This is a genomic window from Hallella sp., from assembly GCF_037460745.1.
Taxonomy (GTDB): Bacteria; Bacteroidota; Bacteroidia; order Bacteroidales; family Bacteroidaceae; genus Prevotella; species Prevotella faecis.
The window spans coordinates 1-19,219 of record NZ_JAXVAE010000136.1; the positions used below are offsets into that span (position 1 = coordinate 1).

13 protein-coding genes and 1 tRNA gene are annotated in these 19,219 nt (G+C 53.5%); 4 read left to right on the top strand and 10 right to left on the bottom strand.

All coding sequences use genetic code 11. The features are described from left to right. Positions 1 to 950, top strand: a 950-nt coding sequence (locus tag WKK33_RS09345) for an ATP-binding protein (RefSeq protein ID WP_337933560.1), incomplete at its 5' end; no start/stop codon positions are given. A 445-nt stretch (positions 951 to 1,395) separates the two neighbouring features. Here the strand turns inward: WKK33_RS09345 and WKK33_RS09350 are convergent. The 9 genes from WKK33_RS09350 to WKK33_RS09390 form a co-directional block, all read right to left on the bottom strand. Next, positions 1,396 to 2,502, bottom strand: coding sequence for a haloacid dehalogenase-like hydrolase (locus tag WKK33_RS09350; RefSeq protein ID WP_337933561.1), 1,107 nt, complete (start codon positions 2,500 to 2,502; stop codon positions 1,396 to 1,398). A 96-nt stretch (positions 2,503 to 2,598) separates the two neighbouring features. After that, complete coding sequence (gene dnaK / locus WKK33_RS09355; RefSeq protein ID WP_337469206.1) at positions 2,599 to 4,524, bottom strand: molecular chaperone DnaK; 1,926 nt, start codon at positions 4,522 to 4,524, stop codon at positions 2,599 to 2,601. 236 nt (positions 4,525 to 4,760) lie between these two features. Next, entirely contained in the window at positions 4,761 to 5,114 is a 354-nt protein-coding gene (locus tag WKK33_RS09360) for a GntR family transcriptional regulator (protein WP_215759749.1), read from the bottom strand. Continuing rightward, entirely contained in the window at positions 5,111 to 5,815 is a 705-nt protein-coding gene (locus tag WKK33_RS09365; RefSeq protein WP_337933562.1) for a DUF2807 domain-containing protein, read from the bottom strand. The genes WKK33_RS09360 and WKK33_RS09365 overlap by 4 nt, the downstream gene beginning before the upstream one ends. Positions 5,816 to 5,828: 13 nt before the next feature. Further along, positions 5,829 to 6,650 (bottom strand): hypothetical protein, encoded by an 822-nt coding sequence (locus tag WKK33_RS09370; protein ID WP_337933563.1) that lies wholly within the window; start codon positions 6,648 to 6,650, stop codon positions 5,829 to 5,831. A 91-nt stretch (positions 6,651 to 6,741) separates the two neighbouring features. Then, the gene (locus WKK33_RS09375) at positions 6,742 to 7,581 is read right to left on the bottom strand and encodes an ABC transporter ATP-binding protein (RefSeq protein WP_337469209.1); all 840 of its coding nucleotides are present in this window, start codon (positions 7,579 to 7,581) and stop codon (positions 6,742 to 6,744) included. A 192-nt stretch (positions 7,582 to 7,773) separates the two neighbouring features. Next, positions 7,774 to 8,184, bottom strand: a complete 411-nt coding sequence (locus tag WKK33_RS09380) for a PH domain-containing protein (protein WP_287769706.1) — start codon at positions 8,182 to 8,184, stop codon at positions 7,774 to 7,776. A 930-nt stretch (positions 8,185 to 9,114) separates the two neighbouring features. Continuing rightward, positions 9,115 to 9,196: transfer RNA gene (locus WKK33_RS09385), tRNA-Leu, on the bottom strand. A 102-nt stretch (positions 9,197 to 9,298) separates the two neighbouring features. Further along, positions 9,299 to 12,079 (bottom strand): sugar-binding domain-containing protein, encoded by a 2,781-nt coding sequence (locus WKK33_RS09390; protein WP_337933565.1) that lies wholly within the window; start codon positions 12,077 to 12,079, stop codon positions 9,299 to 9,301. Between the two features lie 300 nt (positions 12,080 to 12,379). Between WKK33_RS09390 and WKK33_RS09395 the strand changes: the two genes are divergently transcribed. Further along, complete coding sequence (locus tag WKK33_RS09395) at positions 12,380 to 12,727, top strand: PadR family transcriptional regulator (protein ID WP_215759755.1); 348 nt, start codon at positions 12,380 to 12,382, stop codon at positions 12,725 to 12,727. Continuing rightward, positions 12,724 to 14,445, top strand: coding sequence for a PspC domain-containing protein (locus WKK33_RS09400; protein ID WP_337933567.1), 1,722 nt, complete (start codon positions 12,724 to 12,726; stop codon positions 14,443 to 14,445). The genes WKK33_RS09395 and WKK33_RS09400 overlap by 4 nt, the downstream gene beginning before the upstream one ends. Before the next feature lie 156 nt (positions 14,446 to 14,601). Here the strand turns inward: WKK33_RS09400 and WKK33_RS09405 are convergent, their stop codons facing one another. Further along, positions 14,602 to 17,505: a C10 family peptidase gene (locus WKK33_RS09405; RefSeq protein ID WP_337933569.1), complete on the bottom strand. Its 2,904-nt coding sequence runs from the start codon at positions 17,503 to 17,505 to the stop codon at positions 14,602 to 14,604. Between the two features lie 411 nt (positions 17,506 to 17,916). Here WKK33_RS09405 and WKK33_RS09410 point away from each other — a divergent pair, with 411 nt between their 5' ends. Further along, a complete protein-coding gene (locus WKK33_RS09410; RefSeq protein ID WP_337933571.1) occupies positions 17,917 to 18,933 on the top strand; it encodes an aspartate-semialdehyde dehydrogenase in 1,017 nt (338 codons plus the stop codon). Positions 18,934 to 19,219: the final 286 nt, after the last annotated feature.

Sequence of the window (19,219 nt, forward strand, 5' to 3'; positions counted from 1 at the left end):
CTTTGGAACGCTTCCGTCAGATGTTTCAGAACCTACATCCAGAGCATCAATGGAACTCGTCTGAACATAAGGAGTTTCTTTCGAACTTTGGAGGTTATAAAAAAGACCGAAGGACTGGAAAAGAAGGATTGACTATGGCAGGGCTCTTGATGTTTGGCAAGGGACTCCCAGTCCGTGAGCGTTTTGACAATTTGCGTATGGATTACATAGACAAGTCAAACTTGATTGGAGACCAACGCTATAGCGATCGACTGACATACGATGGTACTTGGGAAAACAACCTGTTCAATTTTATTCGTATTGTCATTCCAAAACTGACACGTGACTTGCCTCACCCATTCAGTATGAATGGTGTAGTGCGCAAAGATGATACGCTTCAAGCAAAGGCTGTGCGTGAAGCCGTTACAAACATGGTTATTCATGCCGATTTCATGGTGAATGGCGTGCTAAAGGTGGAGAAATATGATGATTGTTTCGTACTGACCAATCCTGGACTTTTGAAGCTGCCTATAGAACAGATTTACAAAGGTGGAGAGTCAAAGGCACGTAATCAGCGTATGCAGAATATGTTTCGCATGATTGGCTATGGCGAAAACCTTGGTTCTGGTTTTCCTCTAATCCTAAATGCTTGGAATGAAAAGCATTGGATAAAGCCTGAATTATTGGAACAGCCCGAACTTATGCAAGTAAAATTGACCCTGCATATCCGAAATGAGCCTGTAAATGAGCCTGTAAATGAGCCTGTAAATGAGCCTGTAAATGAGCGACAGCGGGCCATTCTGTCTGCAATGAAGCAATTTCCATCTATAACAAGAGATGAATTGGCCAATAAACTTGATGTTTCACTTGCAACGCTAAAAAGAGAACTAACTTCGCTAAGAAAAAGAGGTTATATAGCTCGTAGCGGAAGTGATAAAAACGGGCAATGGTTAATTCTCAGAAATATTTGATACTTTACAGGCGGCTAATCCAAACCTTATGGTTAGCCGCCTAAATTTTATTAAGATTTGACTATTAGATACAAATCAATTACATCATTGACCTTCTTTTTGTAGAGGTGTTCAATGTTCCAAACTCCAATATGTCTTGAAAAACGAATCCAAGTGGATAAGTGAATCCAACTCTTGATAATCCTTCTTTCTCTTCTCATCCATGATAACCTTCTTGTAGAAAATTCGGTTAGTTCTGTCAAGATCCATAACCCGATTTTGATATAGAGATGAAAAGAGAACACAGGCGATAATGCCAAGAATGACAAGATACCATTGGAGCAATCTCCATTTGTCAGTCCTTTGTTTGAATCTGTTCCATCTGTAGAGCCACCACGATTTCAGTGTTGGTGGAGGAGATGGTTTAGGACTTGTGATGGTTTGCAGAATAGAATAAGGGAACAGCTTATTCAAGAGAGGAGTAGAAAGAGGCAACATCGCCATCCTTCATTATCGAACAAATCTGTGTGTTCTTCTCCGCTATAGTTTTTAATTGTTTTTTTTCTTCTAAAGTCCAATCCTTTATTTTTTTTAGTTTGGAAATTATAGAATGAGTTTGCTTAAAACTATTGCTATTTTCCAAATCCATTATAAGTTTCTCTTTCTCTTTATCTTCCTGATTGTCTGGCTGACCATTGTGGCTTACCTGTTCTTGTTTGTTTTGGTAATGGATAGACATCAGTTTTTCATTTGATGCGGTTGTATTAATAATGGTTTTGACTAATTCATCCAATTCGGATCCTTCTGTATAGTCTGCAGGAGTATAATATTTTATGCGCTTATCCTCCATCATTTTATAGACTTTTCGTTTATCTTTTGTTTCTGGATTATAAACTCCAATAGAATGACCAGAATAAGAATTAATGAGTTTCATACAAGGTATATCCGTATCACTGTCACCTATATAGATCATGTTTCTAAAAGGAATACGAATGTCCTCTGGCTTAAAATAGTCATTGACACCAGAATCATTCACATCTAAAGTTCCTTTTTCAATTCTAAAAAGAAATTGAGTCTTGCTCGTATAATTAATAACTTGTGCTGGCCATTGAGCAACGCCATCCTTGTCATAATAGAAGGAACTGGCATATATCTTTTCAAATTCATTAGCGACTTTTGTACCTTCTATCATTTCCTTAAGACCAGATGAAATGATATAATGCTCTACAATAACTCCTTTATCTACACCATAGTCTCTAATACGCTTAAACCATGTCTCAACACCAGGAAATAATTGAACTTTCGCTCCATAATCCATTAATGCCTTTTTAGTAAATAAGACTTTTCCATGCGCTTTCCGGATCATGGTAAACATGTAAGCTAAATTTTGATCCATCTCATTCTCTTCAGCTAACCCATTGGACTCTTTCCAAAAAGATTCGACTTCATCTCCAACAGATTGAATATACCCTTGTGCTTGCATGTCATCTGGTGATAATGTCTTATCAAAATCATAACATATTGCAACAACTGGTTTACTTTCTTTTGATTTCCTAATAAAAACTTTACTCATAATGTTATAATAAAAAATGAGGCACAATTATAATTAATCATGCCTCATTTAGAATTTATCAGTTCAGTAATTCCTTACGTCACAATTTCAAAGTACTTACTTCACCTCCTCGAAGTCGGCGTCTTGGATGTTGTCGTCGCTCTTGGCGTTGTTGGCGTCGGCCTGACCAGCGTTGGCACCGCTGAAGCCCTGGGCGCCTGCTCCGGGCTGTGCGCCGCCCTGGTACATCTGTGCAGAGGCGGCCTGCATCACGTTGTTGAGGTTGGCGATGGCAGCGTCGATGGCAGCCACGTCGGCAGCCTTGTGGGCGTCCTTGAGCTGCTGGAGAGCCTGCTCGATGCCCGGCTTCTTGTCGGCAGGGATCTTGTCACCGTTGTCCTTGAGGAAGTTCTCGGTGGTGAAGATCATTGAGTCGGCCTGGTTCATCTTGTCGACCTTATCGCGCTCAGCCTTATCGGCGGCAGCGTTCTGCTCAGCCTCAGCCTTCATACGGTTGATCTCATCCTCGCTCAAGCCTGATGAAGCCTCGATGCGGATGGCCTGCTCCTTGCCGGTAGCCTTATCCTTAGCGCTCACGTTGAGGATACCGTTGGCGTCGATATCGAATGTCACCTCGATCTGAGGAACGCCACGGCGAGCCGGTGCGATGCCCTCGAGGTTGAACTGTCCGATCGACTTGTTCTGCGAAGCCATGGGGCGCTCGCCCTGCAGCACGTGGATTGTCACGGCAGTTTGGTTGTCGACGGCAGTAGAGAATGTCTCGCTCTTCTTGCAAGGGATGGTAGTGTTGGCCTCGATGAGCTTGGTCATCACGCCACCCATGGTCTCGATACCGAGTGTCAGCGGCGTAACATCGAGCAACACGATGTCGCCAGCGCCCTTCTCGTTGTTGAGGATAGCACCCTGGATAGATGCACCCACAGCCACCACCTCATCGGGGTTCACACCCTTTGAGGGCTCCTTGCCGAAGTAGTTCTTCACCAAAGTCTGCACGGCAGGTATACGGCTTGAGCCACCCACGAGGATCACCTCATCAATGTCGCTCGTAGAGAGCTTAGCGTCGCGTATGGCGTTCTGGCAGGGCACGAGACAAGCCTGGATGAGGTTGTGTGCCAACTGCTCAAACTGTGAGCGTGTGAGCGTCTTCACCAAGTGCTTGGGCACGCCGCCCTCAGCAGAGATATAAGGCAAGTTGATCTCCGTCGATGTGGTGCTTGAGAGCTCAATCTTAGCCTTCTCAGCAGCCTCCTTCAGGCGCTGCATGGCCATCGGGTCCTTGCGGAGATCGATGCCCTCCTCGCTCTTGAAGCCATCGGCCAGCCAGTCGATGATCACCTGGTCGAAGTCGTCGCCGCCGAGGTGGGTGTCACCGTTGGTGGCCAACACCTCAAACACACCGCCACCGAACTCCAGGATGGAGATATCGAACGTACCACCACCGAGGTCGAACACGGCGATCTTCATGTCCTTGTGCGACTTGTCCACACCATAAGCGAGAGCGGCAGCCGTAGGCTCGTTGACGATACGGCGTACGTTAAGGCCAGCGATGGTGCCAGCTTCCTTTGTAGCCTGGCGCTGTGAGTCGGAGAAGTAGGCCGGCACGGTGATGACGGCGTCGGTCACCTCCTGTCCGAGGTAGTCCTCGGCGGTCTTCTTCATCTTTTGCAGCACCATGGCGCTGATCTCCTGCGGTGTGTAGGGGTGTGCGGCACCCTCAATCTGCACCTTAGGATAACCATTGTCGTTGATCACGGAGTAAGGCACACGCTCAGCCTCCTTGCGGCTCTGCTCGTAGGTCTCACCCATGAAACGCTTGATCGAATACACGGTGTTCTTCGGGTTGGTGATGGCCTGACGCTTAGCGGGGTCGCCCACCTTGCGCTCGCCGTCCTTCACGAAGCCCACCACAGAAGGTGTGGTGCGCTTACCCTCACTGTTAGCAATCACTACCGGCTCGTTGCCCTCAAACACAGACACGCAGCTGTTGGTAGTACCCAAGTCGATTCCGATAATCTTTCCCATAGTTGTATTTTTTTATTTTTATTGTTCTTAATGAAATGTTGTTTTTGAACGTAATGTTCGCCCTTCATTGTGCAAAGGGTGTGCCAAAGGGTGTTCGGATGGGTGTCGGTGTGCCATAATGACACATCACGCGCTGCCACCTGTCATAAAAAGGCCCAAGGGCAGCCGTAGTTGTCACAACAGGGCTGTCCTTGGGCGTTGATGTATATAAGAGAGAATTTATGGTTCTGGTGTGGCTATAGCTCGGCCCATTTCTCGTCCACCTTATTTATATCTATGCCGAGCAACTTCATCTGCCTGAACATTTCGGGCAGCACCTCGCGGTAGAATGTTTCCCGTCGGGCTTGCATAATTTGCTCCTTGGCGTTGGGGTCGACAAAGTATCCCAGTCCGCGGCGGTTGTAAACCACGCCGTCGCGCGCCAGTTCCTCATAGGCTTTCACGGCCGTGTTGGTGTTCACCTCCAGCATCACGGCATACTCGCGCACCGACGGTATTCGGTCGTCGGCCTTGTACTTGCCCGCCAAGATGTCGTCGCATAATCGGTCGGCCATCTGGAGGTATATGGCCTTATTGTTGTTGAACGTCATTTTGTCAGTTTTAATTCGTTGGTGCTAATGTCGCCGCTGCCTTGTGTTGTTTGCTTGAGCGTCTGTGCGGTTCCGCTCAGCTCTATGTCGCCGCTGCCCGTTATGGTGGCGTTAACGGCGCCGCAGTTGTGGAGCTTCATACTGATCTCGCCACTGCCAGTCACCCCGGCATCGATCTTGCCAACCTGCGCCAGCTTGGCTTCGATATCGCCACTGCCCGTTATGGTGGCATCCACCGATCGGGCCGCGATGTGGGCCATGGAGATCTCGCCGCTGCCTATGATCCACATCCACAACGACTGGGTGTTCATCGCTCCATCGCAACGCACCGATCCACTTCCATTTATGCGGATTCCCGTGAGGTAGGGGGCGCGCACCACAATCTTCGAGGCCAGGGTTCCCGTGTTTCTCACTACCCATTTCACGTCCTTCGTGTCGGGGTTCTTTTCGCTGATGCGCATCTCGCCATTCTCCACCGTCGCCACCAAGCGGTCGTGCGCCTTCTGGGGTGCGGTGACGGTGACGCTGAACGTGTCGGAGGGGATAAACACCACGTCGCTCGAACCGCTTACCGACAGCACGCTAAACGTGTCGACTTCCTTGGTCTCCGTGGTTTCGGGTCCCAAGTCTTTTGTGGTTTCTATCTTGCATGAGTTGAACAGTGCCAATGAGGCAATGAGCATAAGTGCCAGTTGTTTCATGATGATTGGGGGATTAGAGGTTAAACCATTTGTTGTTGACGGCCTGCATACGCGAATAGATGCGGTAGGCCACCCAGTAGTTGAATGCGATGACTGCTGCCAGCGCCACCATGTAGAGCACTATGGCCCACGGTGCGGTGATGACGCCCACGCTGTAGATGCCATCGGGCGCCAGGGAGTAGAAGAGCGTCTTGGCACCCCATAGCACGGCGGTGCTCAGCAGCGTCGACAGCACAAACATGAGCAGGTTGCTCAGCACCCAGGCGTGGCGGCGGAAGAGTGTTCCGGCAATGAGAAACAGCGAGTGGGGAAACCACACCATCAGCTCCAGGGCCAAGAGGGTGTCGCCAAAGCTAAGCGAGAGGCGTGGCAACATGTCGTGGAGCGTAACGACAAATATGGCCACCGACGATCGGCAATAGCCAAACACCACCTGGTTGGCGGCCATCTGCAACAGGTCGCCGGCAGCGTAGCCAATGCCTGCGGCCAGAGGCAGACCGATGGTGAGGATGAGGTATCGGGCCACGAATTTCTCCAGTCGGCTGGCGGGCAGCATGAAGGCGCTGATGCGATTGCGCTTGTTGCCCAGCTCGCTCACGATGAGCGATCCGCAAGTCACCATATACCAGCCGTAGGCTATGAGCATGAGGGTGCTCACGCTTTCGGCATATTGTGGGTAAGTGTCTTCGAAGAACGCTCCCGTCAGAAGGGGTACTAAGAGGGTTGGTATGGCTATGGCGATGAATCCCGCTGCGGCGAACGTGAGGTAACTCCTGCGTTCCGTCAGTTGCCAACGGAGGGTGTTGATGAATCGGTTGAATTGAAAGTTTTTCATGATCTTATGTATTGGTCGCCCCGGTTGGGATGTGCGGGGCGGATGAATGTTGTGTGTGTGTGTTGTTGTGATGCGCTTGTCAAAACCCGACCTATTGGGCAGGCGGGAAGGTACGGGGAAGACTTCCGCTTACGGCAGCGTCGAAGAGCAGTTCCAGGTTGAGTTGCGTCTCCTCCTCATCGGCCTTCCGATGCACCATGGCGCTCAGGCCTCCGGCGCACGGCTCCGTGTAGACGGCTTGTGCAGCCTCGCTCTCGGCTATGGTGCGGAAGGCGTAGGCCTCCGTAATGGCGCTCACGCTGCTATTGAGCAGCACATGGCTCTGGTCGATGATCACGATGTGGTCGAGCAGCGACTCCACGTCGTGCACCTGGTGGGTGGCCACGATCAGCGTGCGGTCGTCGGTCATGTGGCGCGCCACCACCTTGCGAAACAGGCTCTTCGAAGGAATGTCGAGACCGTTGGTGGGCTCGTCCATGAAGATGTAGCTGCAACCGGTGGCCATGGCAAAACTCATAAACACCTTCTTCTTCTGTCCCATGGAGAGCGACTTCAGGTGAATGTCGGTCGGCAACTCAAAGTCGGCCAAGCAACTGTTGAGCGTCGCCTCGCTGAAGCGGGGATAGAACACGCTGTTGGAGCGCACATAGTCCTTCAGGCTTACGTTGGGCAGGTCATACTCCTCGGGTACGAGGTAGATGTCTTGCAGCATGTCGGGCTTGCGCAGGGCGCAGGGCTCGCCGTTGAGGGTAACAGTTCCCTTGCGCTGGCGCAGCAGTCCGCACACAAGGTAGAGCAGGGTCGACTTGCCCGTGCCGTTCTTGCCCAGCAATCCGTAGATGCGGCCGGGGGCCAGGTTGAGCGAGAAGTCCTTGAAAACCAAGTGCTTACTGCCTGGATAATTGTAGGTGATGTTCTGAATGCTAATCATTTTTCTCTTCAATTGAGGTGTTGTGTTTATTATGTTATAGTGTACTACTTTATTAGTACACTGCAAAGATATAACGTTTCGAGGTGTCTTGCAAGGAAATGGGTTGTTATTTAACAAACAACAACACGCATTAGCGCCTGTTAACAAATAGCGACAGAGGGTTATAATGTGGAGTGTGGAGTGTGGAGTGGGTTAAATACTCACCTCGATCTTGTTTTTGGAGCGTTGGCACAGGTCGTCCACAAACTCCCGTTTACGCAGGGGCGATACGAGGAGCGTGTCGTTTCCTATGCGTATCTCCAACCGGTCGAGCGAGGCGGCGGGCGCCGACAAGGGGCACCGGGTGCGGCGAATGGATCGTATGGCGTTGATGTCGTAGCGCTTGGGGGGAAACAGCGCCACCTTCACCACGAGCTGCGTGTCGCTCACAATATATCTGTAGCTAAACAACCACGCCGTAACGAGAACGTTCAACAGGACCACGGCAATGACGCCAACAACAAGGGCGCCATCGTAGAACAAGGGCAACAGACACGCGAAAAGCACCACATAGAGCACACCCAGCAACCAAGCGTCGACCTTCGAACCATACTTCTTTTCCATACTCCTTATTATATATAGGGGGCGAATGGCGCCCCAACAAATGCTGCAAAGATAGTGCAAACGAGCGCCATGAGAGCTTGCTCTCAAATGGCCGAGTGCAGCCTATCTTATGCAAAGATAGTGCAAACGAGCGCCATGAGAACTTGTTCTCAAATGGCCGAGTGCAGCCTATCTTATGCAAAGATACCAAAACAAGGCGAAACGAAAAGAAGAGGGCGCGTTAAAAAGCGGTAAATGTGGCGCAACAGGATGGGTTGCGAGGGAAAGATTGTTAAGATCGTTGGTAAAAAAGTTTGTCGGCCATTTCGGACAAACCAGCGAGCGAAACGGCGATTTTTGTGAGATGAAATATCTAAAATGGCGCATCCCATTTGCGCTTAGGCATCTTTCGAGTTGCGGAAAGGCATGTTTCGTGTCTCGATCGGCCATGTTCCGCATTGCGAAAGATGGTCTTTCGCACCTCGGTTAGGCATGTTTCATGGCGTGGAATGTTAAATGCAGAACATTCAACGAGACGTATTTATCGCAAGCGCCTGTAAATTAAACAATTACAAAAACACGCTGAGAATCGTGCATTTTCGGACAACGACGAGTTCGTGGAAAAGAAATGTGTAGATCAGACTATAGATTGTTGGGAAAAATTCACACGCTTTTCACACGAATGCAACACGTTCGCAACACGTTCGAGATACCTTTGCGGACGCTAAGCCCCTGTTGGCCGTTAGACCGAAACAGGACGACCATAAGGATTGCAATGCTTTCTTTTTCATGAAAACCCAATGACCGATTGGGGCTAAAGCGCTCAGCGATGTGCGCCAGTCAAGGCGTTCGGACAAGCGATTGGGGGAATGTTACCAAAAACATCGCTCTCTCCTCCCACAATCAAAAAGCCCTAACCGCTCACGATGAAGCAGTTAGGGTTGTGATGTGTGCGCCCGACAGGACTCGAACCTGCACTTCGCAAGAAACTAGATCCTAAGTCTAGCGCGTCTACCAATTCCGCCACGGGCGCGGAAACTGGTTGCAAAGATACATAATAAAACTGACAATCGCCTCATCTTGGCCTTGCTTTTTCGCTTGGTGCGCAAATTATGGCGTGTGGTTTGGTGTTTTTTTACTTGAGTTTGGGCTTCAGTTCGTCGGGCGAGTCGTGGGTGTACATGTTGACGGGTGTTGCCGTCTTGGTGAAGAAATCGCCTATGACGCTTGGGTCGAGCTTGAGCGACGGGTGGAACTTCTCCGACTGCATGTAGCTGATGATGGCCTTGCGCATCTGTCGGGCCACGGGTCGGCGGTCGAGGTTCGACGTGATATCCATGGTGGTCATCAGCAGTTGTCCGCCCAGCACTTGCGCCTCGACCACCATGCCCAGCTTACGGCTCACGTGCCACGTGTCGATGGGTTGGATGGGCGACTGGTAGTTGGCTGGCAGCTCGGAGAGGTTCATGACCTGTGCGCGGTTGAGCAGCTCCCACCAGTTGAGGTTCGACCAGTCGTCGGTGGGAAACTCGCTGAACAGCGGATGGGTGGCGTCGATATGGGCGCCGGTGGTGTGGGGAGGACGCATCTTAAACCAACTGGTGTTCCAGAACACAGGCAGGTACTGCTGCTTGACGTCGTTGCCATAGCGCACCTTGCCTGCGGCGGTGATGAGCACCTTACCCCCTTGGCGCAGCGTGGCGAGGGCCTTGGCGTCGAGCGTGTCGGTGAGGTAGATGTCGCGGGGCGCCGCCACGGGCGCCTCGTTGGGGTAGACCCAATAGTCGTAGGTGTTGGTGTAGGTGCGGTCGCCGTGGCTGAGGGTGAGCGTGAGGGTGTACTTACCGGGCGCGGTGGTGTCGGTGAAGAGCGGCACTCGCGCCACCTTGAGGCTCTTGCCCGCGGGGAGGTCGGCGGTGAGCACCGTGCCGTGGGCGGCTGCGTGCGATATAGCGTAGGACAGGCGTGCCTGATTGAGCGGTTGGCCGCCCAAGGCGTTATAGACGTCGATGGCCACCTCGGCCTTCTCGCCGGTGGTGAACACAAACTTCGGGAACTCAGCCATCACCACCACGTCGTTGCAAAACTGGCGCCACTGGGTGCTGTCGACATACCCTTTCTCGCGGAAGAACACATTGAGCGGACCCACCAGCGCGGTGCCCTGGCCGCTATAGTCGTTGAGAGCCAGCAACAGGAAGCCGGCGTAGTCCTTGGTGCGCAGGTTGCGCTCAATCTCATACTTATAGCAAAGGGTCTGCAACTTGCCACTGGAGAGGAGGAACTTGCGCGCCATCGACTCCATGCCGTGGTCCTTGAGCAGGTCGGCGAAGATGTCGAAGTTGTAGGCTTTGTAGACGCCCGTGTATTGGTTGCGCTCGCTCAGGTCGGGGAAAGCGCACCATTGGCCCTGCTCGTGGGCGATGATGGGCGAGTTGTTGGGCTGGTCGCCCTTGTAGTTGCGTGGGTAGAGCAGCTGATCGTGGTAGTCGTCGACGCTCTGGGGTGCGCGTCGATCCCAGTCGAGGCCGCGTGCGCCCGCCTTGGCGTGGTACTGCGATCCGCCATCCCAGGCCCATCCGCCACCCACGTTGAAGCTGGCGTAGATGCGTCGGTTGTCGGTGCGCTTCCAATAGGAAACCCACTTGTCGCCCCATGTCACCCAGTCGCCCGCAGGCTCATTGCCCGCCGACATCATGACGAACGACGGATGGTTGCCGTAGGCGGCCGTCATGCGCTTGGTCTCGTCCATGAGGTAGTTGTCGATATACATGCCGCGGTTGAGCTTCACGCCATGGTTGGGCCAGCTCGGTCCCTCGGGCTGGAGGTAGAATCCCACCTCGTCGGCCGCTGTGAAGGCCGCCTCGGGCGGACAGTAGCTATGGAAGCGCATGGCGTTGAGACCATACTGCTTGCACTTTCGGAACACCGCCTTCCAGCTCTCCACATCGGTGGGGGGATAGCCCGTGAGTGGGAAATCGCAGTTGCCCACCGTGCCGCGAATCCACACGGGCTGCCCGTTGAGGTAGATCTGCATGCCCTTGACGGTGATCTCGCGCATGCCGAACGTGGTGCGGACGGTGTCGTCGCGGGTGCACACCGCCAGGCGATAGACGCGCGGCGTAAACTCGGACCACAGCTCGGCGTGGGTCATGGGGATGACGTAGGTGGAGTCGTCGTGGCGTGTGGCGCCGATGGGCTGGCCATCGAGCAGGAACCGCAGCTTGCCCTTGGCCGTGGGCACCACCACACGCGCCACACGCTGGTGGATGTCGGGGAACACGGCCACGCGCCCCACGGGCTGGCGACCAGTGCAACGCAACTCCATGCGCCCCACAATGCCGTTCCAGTTGCCTTGTGTCTGGTCGGTGACGCTATGCGAGTCTTGGCCGACACACACGTTCTCGATGCCATTGTAGACGGTGATGGTGATGCGGTTGTCGCGCCCGAAGGCGAGGCAAGGAGTGACGTCGTAGACATGCGGCGTGTTGAGACTCATCTGGTGGCCCACCTTCAGGCCGTTCACCTCGACGGTGGTCTCGATGTGGGGGCGCTCCAGGAAAAGCTCCACGCGGCGCCCCTTCCACGCCTTGGGAACCACCACCGTGCGCGTATAGGCCACGGTGCCGACGTAATGGCGGTTGGGGGTGAGGAAGAAGGGAAACTTCATGTGGCCCGCCTGGCGATACTTCTCCATGTAGGGGTTGAAGTAGAACGACGAGTCGTAGAGCGACCCCGTCCATTGGGTGTGGACCGATGGCAGGTCGCCGAGGTTGTTGGTGAGCATGGAGCCGGGCAACGTAACGGCATGGGTGACGCCGTCGAACGTGGCTTTCCAGGCGCCACGAAGGCTCACCACGTTGCCTGCAAGGGCCTGTGCGCCCACGCAAAGAAAACTAAGCAGAAGGGTATGTCTCATAGGGTTCTTGTTTTAGCAGAAACCGTTTAGGGTGGGTTCTGGCGATTGTTATGGCGCAAAGTTACTAAGTTTTTTGGTTCACCACCTACGCTTTTTGACATTTCTACCCCACAATAAGACATTAACATAGCACAAATCTTCTACTATTATTATTAAGGTGGAAGCCAACGGAGAGAGACATGGATGGGCCTCGAGATGTTAAAAAGCGTGAATTACAGAAAGAAAAACGGTACTTTGTATTGCAACGTATTGGCGTTTTGCCTATATTTGCAACGAAAACAATCATTAAACCGAAAGGACATGAACATCGAAAACGCCAAATCGCAGATGCGGAAGGGAATGCTCGAATATTGCATCCTTCTGCTATTGGAGCGTCAGCCGGCCTATTCCTCCGATATCATCAGGTCGCTGAAGGAGGCCGAGCTGCTCGTTGTGGAGGGCACGCTCTACCCCCTGCTCAACCGTCTGAAACGAGAAGGACTGTTGCAATATCGCTGGGAGGAGAGCCGTATGGGCCCACCCAGAAAGTATTATGCCCTGACCGATGTGGGACTGCAGATGCTGCGCGACCTCGATAAGGCATGGGCTGAGATATCCAACACCGTCAACTACCTGAAGAATCATCAACCAACAACACTGCAATCATGAAAAAGAACATTACCATCAATATGCAGGGCCGACTCTACGCCATCGACGAGGACGCCTACAACCTACTGAAACAATATGAGGACTCGCTCCGCAACTACTTCGCCAACAAGGAGGGCGGCCACGAGATCGTGGACGACATAGAGGCGCGCATAGCAGAGCTCTTCGACGAGGTGGTGGCGAGGGGAAAGGTGGCCATCGACATCAACGATGTGGAGAACATCGTGACGCGCATGGGAGCGCCACGCGACATGGACGAGCCACAAGACGAGGGCGCCGACGAGAACGGCGCAGAAGACAACCCCAACGGACAGGAGAACGGTACCCAAACCAACGCCCGAACGGCATTTGAAACGCTGAAGCGCTTCATCTTCAGGTCAGACCGACGCCTCTATCGCGACATAGCCAACAAGAAGGTGTCGGGCGTGATGGCCGGATTGGCCCATTACTATGGCGGCGACGTGACGTGGTGGCGCATCGGAGCGCTGGTCATACCGCTGCTCTTCATGATGTGGCACATGCCGCAGGTGGTGTTTGGCATGGTGGTGGCCTACTTCATCCTGGTCATCACGCTGCCGCCTGCCTTCACTCCCGCCGACCGCTTGCAGATGAACGGGCGCGACGTGAACCCACAAAACCTGGCGGAGGAGGTGACGGCCGACAACGCCAGTCAGACGCAGCAGCAACCCAACACACGACCGGGATGCGTGGGCGCCATGGGCGAGATCATCATATTCGGCATCAAACTGGTGATGTTCCTGGTGGCAGCCGCCATCATCACGGGATGCTTCTGGCTGCTCGTCATGTTGCTGTTGCTGCTCTTTGCGCCCACCTTGGTGATGTTTGAGAGCCAAGGACTGGCCTTCCCGTGGACGGAGCACCCCTGGGTGGGAACGATCGGCGTGGTGAGCGTGGCCATGTTCATCGTGCTGGCCATCTACGGACTGATGAGCATCTGGCGCTCACACAAGAACCAGCAGAGCGGACTGTCGTCGGGAAGCCGATGGGCGCTGGCCTTGCTGCTCCTGGCATCGCTCACAGGTGTGATGACGTGTGGCACCATCATCGTGAACGACCTGTTGGAACAATCGGATCGGTTTACGGATACACTACACACCCAACACGTGAAGAGCCATACCCACAACGGCTTCTACGTGGACGACGACGAGTGGGAATATCTCACCAGCAACGGATGGATCATCAAGCAGGGCACTCATTGCCACGACCGCTACACCAAGTGTGGCGACTACTACACGGGCAATCGCAAACGACGTTACCTGGACTGCTATGACGAGAACGGGCAGCAGCTCTATCAGGTGGAGCGCACCGATTCGCTCCTGCAGAAGGGCAGCTACACGCTGACCGCCGTGGTGCGCGCCGACGGCCCGGGCGCCTACATCTACGCCATTGCCGACGGAAAGACCTACAAGGTGGAGATTCCAGCTGAAGGAAACACGGGAGGAACCCTCTGGCAGGAAGCCAAGGCAACGAAAAACCTCATGGAAACTGACTCGACGAAGTTGGGAAGCAACAACCGACTCGTGCAGATCGCAGAGGCCAACGACGGAAACGGATATGGATGGTGCACCGTGAGCATCAAGGGCATACACACCAAGAACGGACGCATCAGCTATGGCTTGACCACCGTTCCGAGCATCACCCAGAACCAGTTTTATGGCACGTGGTTCTCGGCCACCGACTTCCATTTGGCTAAACAGTAAGGGAAACACCATCAGGCGAATCCGACACAGTGATCGTCAACGATATACAAATCATAAATCCCCCCTACTTACCATGAGAAAGGCCGGCAATCGATGTTGATTGCCGGCCTTTCGCTTATTGTGGGGGTCAATGACGACGATGGAAAGGGTGGGTTATCATTTCACAACCATCTTCCATGTCTTATGGCCCTTCTTCACGATGACGATGCCACGTTGCGGGCGAGCCAACTGCTGTCCGTTGAGTGTGAAATACTGTACGGGCGCATCCTCGTCGGCCTTCACATCGGTGCCGATCTCCACCTCACGGATGGCGTCGACCACCGGGTTGGCGAGGAAGGCGCGGATGGTGGCGCCAAGATTGATGTAAGCCTGGCGAACCTGCATATACTTGTCGCCGCCACAAGTATAATAGGTGAACATGTCCTCAAACTTCTTCAGGCTGTCGGCCAGGAACACCTCAGCGCCCTTGCCGTACTCCTTGATGACCTGGTAGGCCAGGTTGATGGAATCGGCCAACTGCATGTAGTTGCGGTCGGCAGCAACATCAGAAGAGTTGAACACGCGATAGCCTGAACGGTAGACGCTGTCGAGCTCGGTGGCGAAAGGAACCACGGCTGTTCCCTTTTCGTTGGCCACGAAAGCGGTGAGGCGCGTGGCAGGAGTCTCCAGCAAGCTGGCCTTGCGGCTGAGCGACGTCTTCAGCGTGGAGCCTTTCCAGAAACCATCGACCAGCGAGCCAACGGTGTCGGTGGAGAGCGCCACATCGGTGGCCTCGATGGTGTTGAGACCCTCGCGGTCGGCCAGATAGAGCAGCGGCTTCATGGCCTCAGCCTCACGCACATTGCTCACCGTGAGGCGTGAGCGCTCAATGGTGTTGACCACACGTCCCTGCATGCCATAGGGAAGCGGGGCACTGAACGGCATGAACACATCGTTCCATTCGCCTGCCTTGGCATCATCGAGCACAAGCACGGCCTTGCGGGCGGTGAAGGCCTTGGCGCTGGCAAACTCGCTACGGGTGTGGATCAGCAAACTGTCGCACACGCCATTGGCAACCACATTGGCCGAACCCTCGATGGGGGCGGCGGTGAAGAACAGGGCGTTCTCGTTGGCTGCCACAGGCTGCTCGGAGAGCTGGACAACATTAGTCATATCGTATGAGGTGACAGCGGCATCCTGTGCCTTCGACGTGAAGATGGCAGCGTTCCAATCACCCGTCACCGTGGCCTTGCGACCCTTGGCCACAACCTCCAACGTGGGGTACTTGGTGATGAAGTAAACGATGCTGTCGGGCGTGTCGAAAATCATCTCTGAGGTAACACCCGCGCTGACACGCTTCGTCATCATGGCGCGATAATAGCGATTGGGCTGCAAGCCCGTGAAGGTGAAGAGGGTGTCGCGGGTCTGTCCGACCTCGAAAATCAACTTGTTGATGACACGTGAGGCACACTTGTCCCATGCGCCCGTGGTGCCGTTCAAACTGTCGACCTGACAGATGAAAGCAGGCTGGCAATAGCTGCCGTTCTCGCCATTGGTGAGGTTCACGGCAATGTTGGCTTGGGTGTTGTTCACCTGCTGGTAGGTGACGCCATCATGCTCAACGGTGGCGGTACCGGCGTCAACACGGATGCTATTGAGATGGAGATCGGCCACGCTCTGGCTGACCTCCACCGACATGGTGTCGAGGATGTTCTTGTTGGCGTCGGCCAACCAAATGTAGAGGCGCTTCTTCTGCGTGGGGCGATAGGTGAAGGTGAAGGTGGCGCTGTCGCCCGAGGCAATGCTGGTGCTGATCTCATTGTCGGTGGAGCGCGAGGGAAGCGTCTTGGTGAACGCGCAATAAACATAAACACCCTTATAGGCGAGCGTACCCATGTTCTTCACCGTGGCGGTAATCTGTCCGTCCGTACGGTAGAACATCTTATCGGCCACAAGTCGACCGCTCAACTTTTGGCGCTTGGGAACGATATTGACGAGCGCCGACTGACCAGTGTTGAAACCGTTCATGCCCGTGGAGTCGTCGACGGTGTAATAGCCGTCGCCATATCCGCCCCAACCGAAGTTGAAGTGGAAAAGGCCGGTCGAGGCCTGATAGCCATCGAGCACCACGGCGTGGCCACCCTGCGTTTCGCTGGCACCCGAGTAGAGCAAGGGTTGGCCATCGCGCACATTACTGTAGGCCAGGCTCTCCCAACCCTCTTGGCTATAGTTCCATTTGCCAACATACTTGCTGCTGATGTTAAACTGGTTGTCCATGGCCGTACCCATCTTGTCGATGTTGCCAGCCGTAGCCGTACCATCCTGGTAGCCATAACCCAAGCCAGCGCAGGTGCCGGCGGCGTACATCAGCACCGCCACGGCGGTGTCTTGCTTGAGCGTTCCGGTGCCGCTAAGCTTCATGAGGTCGTAACGCACCGGGGTGCCGGCGGGCAACGAGAAGGTAACGGGAGCGTGGAACCAATCGCCGCTATAGGTGGGCGTGGCGTAGAGCAAGGCGTCGGGGTTGTCCTTACGATAATAGTAAATGATCTGCGAAGCAGCCGTTGCCACACATCCCGACAGCGTCTTTTGGCCGTTGTCGGAGCGCTTGGGGGCGAACATGTTGTAGGGATAATCCTGGTTCCACTTGGTCTTCACAAGAGGATGCACGTCGACCCACGCATTCTTATAGGCGGGCAACTGCAAGCGTTGGCGCACGGAGCGCTTCGGCATTTGGCGCGTGCGTGTTTTCTGCTTCTGCTGCAAGTCGCCAATCTTCTTGGCCCAAGCGTTGAGCATGTTCTTCAAACCATCGGGCATGTTGTTGGGGTCATAGTCGCCCTGGTCGGTATAACCGAGGATGGGCGCCACCTCATCGTCGCCACTGGCAATGACGAAGCCCTTGCCGGCTCCGCGAGAGAAGATGTAATAAGGTGCGTTGGGCACGTTGTCGGACGAGGCGTCGTCGATGGCCACAAACGACTGCGCCACTTGGCGAGCCTCCTTGCGGCTGATGGGATTGGCTTGGACCTGCAAAACTAACAACAGGGCCCATGCCGTAAAAGCGAATTTAATGTTCATAAGTTTGATTGGTTTCGATGCAAATATAGTGCCAACGAGCGCCATGAGAGCTCGCTCTCAAATGGCCGAGCGCAGCCTATCTTATGCAAAGATAAAGGTTTTTTATCATTCAACCACCCAAGAAGTTCAATTTTTTATCCATTACTCCTATATTTATAAATCACACGTGAGGCATACGCCACTACCCGAAGATGCCACAGCTCAATTCCTAAGGGAACAAACCAGCCCCCAAAGCCTTATCCTCAGCTGAGTCTACGCAATCGATTTGGGAATCGAGAAATTGAACAAAAAGCACGGTCGAACCCCCAAAATTGATATTAATATGTTGAAAACATCACGTTTTCAGTGAATTATTGAAAGGAAAATAGTAATTTTGCACCCGTAATCACGAATTAGATAAAGGAATAGATTATGAAAGTAGCTATTGTCGGTGCCAGTGGCGCCGTGGGCCAGGAGTTGCTCAGCATCCTCGCAGAGCGCAATTTCCCGTTAGACGACCTTGTGTTATTTGGTTCAAGCCGAAGCGCCGGAACGAAATACAACTTCCGTGGTAAAGAGTACGAGGTGAAACTCCTGCAACACAACGACGACTTTAAGGACGTGGACATCGCCCTGACATCGGCTGGTGGCGGCACCAGCTTGGAGTTTGCTGAGACCATCACCAAGTATGGTGCTGTGATGATCGACAACTCCAGCGCTTTCCGCATGGATGAGGATGTGCCCCTCGTGGTGCCTGAGGTGAACGCCGAGGACGCGCTCAACCGTCCCCGCAACATCATCGCCAACCCCAACTGCACCACCATCATGATGGTTGTGGTGCTCAAGCCCATTGACCAACTGTCGCATATCCGCAAGGTGCATATCGCCAGCTACCAGAGCGCATCGGGCGCAGGAGCTGCCGCTATGGAAGAGCTCAAGCAGCAATATAAGGAACTCGTAGAGGATGGAAAGGTATCGACCATCAACAAGTTCCCTCACCAGTTGGCCTACAACGTCATCCCGCAGATCGACAAGATGACACCCAACGACTACACGAAGGAGGAGATGAAGATGTTCAACGAGACGCAGAAGATCATGCACAGCGACATCCGCACATCGGCCACCTGCGTAAGAGTGAGCTCGCTCCGCTCACACTCGGAGAGCGTGTGGTTTGAGACCGAGCAGCCCGTTAGCGTGGAGGCCATCCGCGAGGCGCTCCATAAGGCACCGGGCGTGTCGGTGGTCGACGACCCGCAAAACTACGTCTACCCCATGCCCCTGGAAAGCGCTGGCAAGGATGATGTGTACGTGGGACGTATCCGCAAGGACCTGGCCGACGATCTCAGCAACACGCTGTGGCTCACAGGCGACCAGATTCGCAAAGGCGCCGCGCTCAACGCAGTGCAGATTGCCGAATACCTCGTCAAAAAGGGAGACCTGAAGAAATAATCGCAACAAGCGAAAACATAACCAAGCCGATGGGAGGAAGGACCATGAAAGCCTTTCGCCCATCGGCTTTTTTACGCCCAATAGGGCCATGGGAGCTAACCACAAATAAGACATGGGCACATGGCGAATGGGCCACGAAAGGGAAAGGCACAAGCCCCGACAAACACCAACAAGAATAGAAAACGACTGACCGATTGGGGTTGAAAAGCACCATCGGAAAACATTATTTACTTATTACTAGTGATGCGATATTAATCGCTTAACTATAGTTATATATTTGATATTT

Bases quoted from the DNA above. Each gene is read 5' to 3' on its own strand.
- WKK33_RS09370 (WP_337933563.1), bottom strand. From the start codon at position 6,650: ATGAAAAACTTTCAATTCAACCGATTCATCAACACCCTCCGTTGGCAA.
- WKK33_RS09410 (WP_337933571.1), top strand. From the start codon at position 17,917: ATGAAAGTAGCTATTGTCGGTGCCAGTGGCGCCGTGGGCCAGGAGTTG.
- WKK33_RS09365 (WP_337933562.1), bottom strand. From the start codon at position 5,815: ATGAAACAACTGGCACTTATGCTCATTGCCTCATTGGCACTGTTCAAC.
- WKK33_RS09360 (WP_215759749.1), bottom strand. From the start codon at position 5,114: ATGACGTTCAACAACAATAAGGCCATATACCTCCAGATGGCCGACCGA.
- WKK33_RS09350 (WP_337933561.1), bottom strand. From the start codon at position 2,502: ATGAGTAAAGTTTTTATTAGGAAATCAAAAGAAAGTAAACCAGTTGTT.
- WKK33_RS09390 (WP_337933565.1), bottom strand. From the start codon at position 12,079: ATGAGACATACCCTTCTGCTTAGTTTTCTTTGCGTGGGCGCACAGGCC.
- WKK33_RS09405 (WP_337933569.1), bottom strand. From the start codon at position 17,505: ATGAACATTAAATTCGCTTTTACGGCATGGGCCCTGTTGTTAGTTTTG.
- dnaK (WP_337469206.1), bottom strand. From the start codon at position 4,524: ATGGGAAAGATTATCGGAATCGACTTGGGTACTACCAACAGCTGCGTG.
- WKK33_RS09375 (WP_337469209.1), bottom strand. From the start codon at position 7,581: ATGATTAGCATTCAGAACATCACCTACAATTATCCAGGCAGTAAGCAC.
- WKK33_RS09400 (WP_337933567.1), top strand. From the start codon at position 12,724: ATGAAAAAGAACATTACCATCAATATGCAGGGCCGACTCTACGCCATC.
- WKK33_RS09380 (WP_287769706.1), bottom strand. From the start codon at position 8,184: ATGGAAAAGAAGTATGGTTCGAAGGTCGACGCTTGGTTGCTGGGTGTG.
- WKK33_RS09395 (WP_215759755.1), top strand. From the start codon at position 12,380: ATGAACATCGAAAACGCCAAATCGCAGATGCGGAAGGGAATGCTCGAA.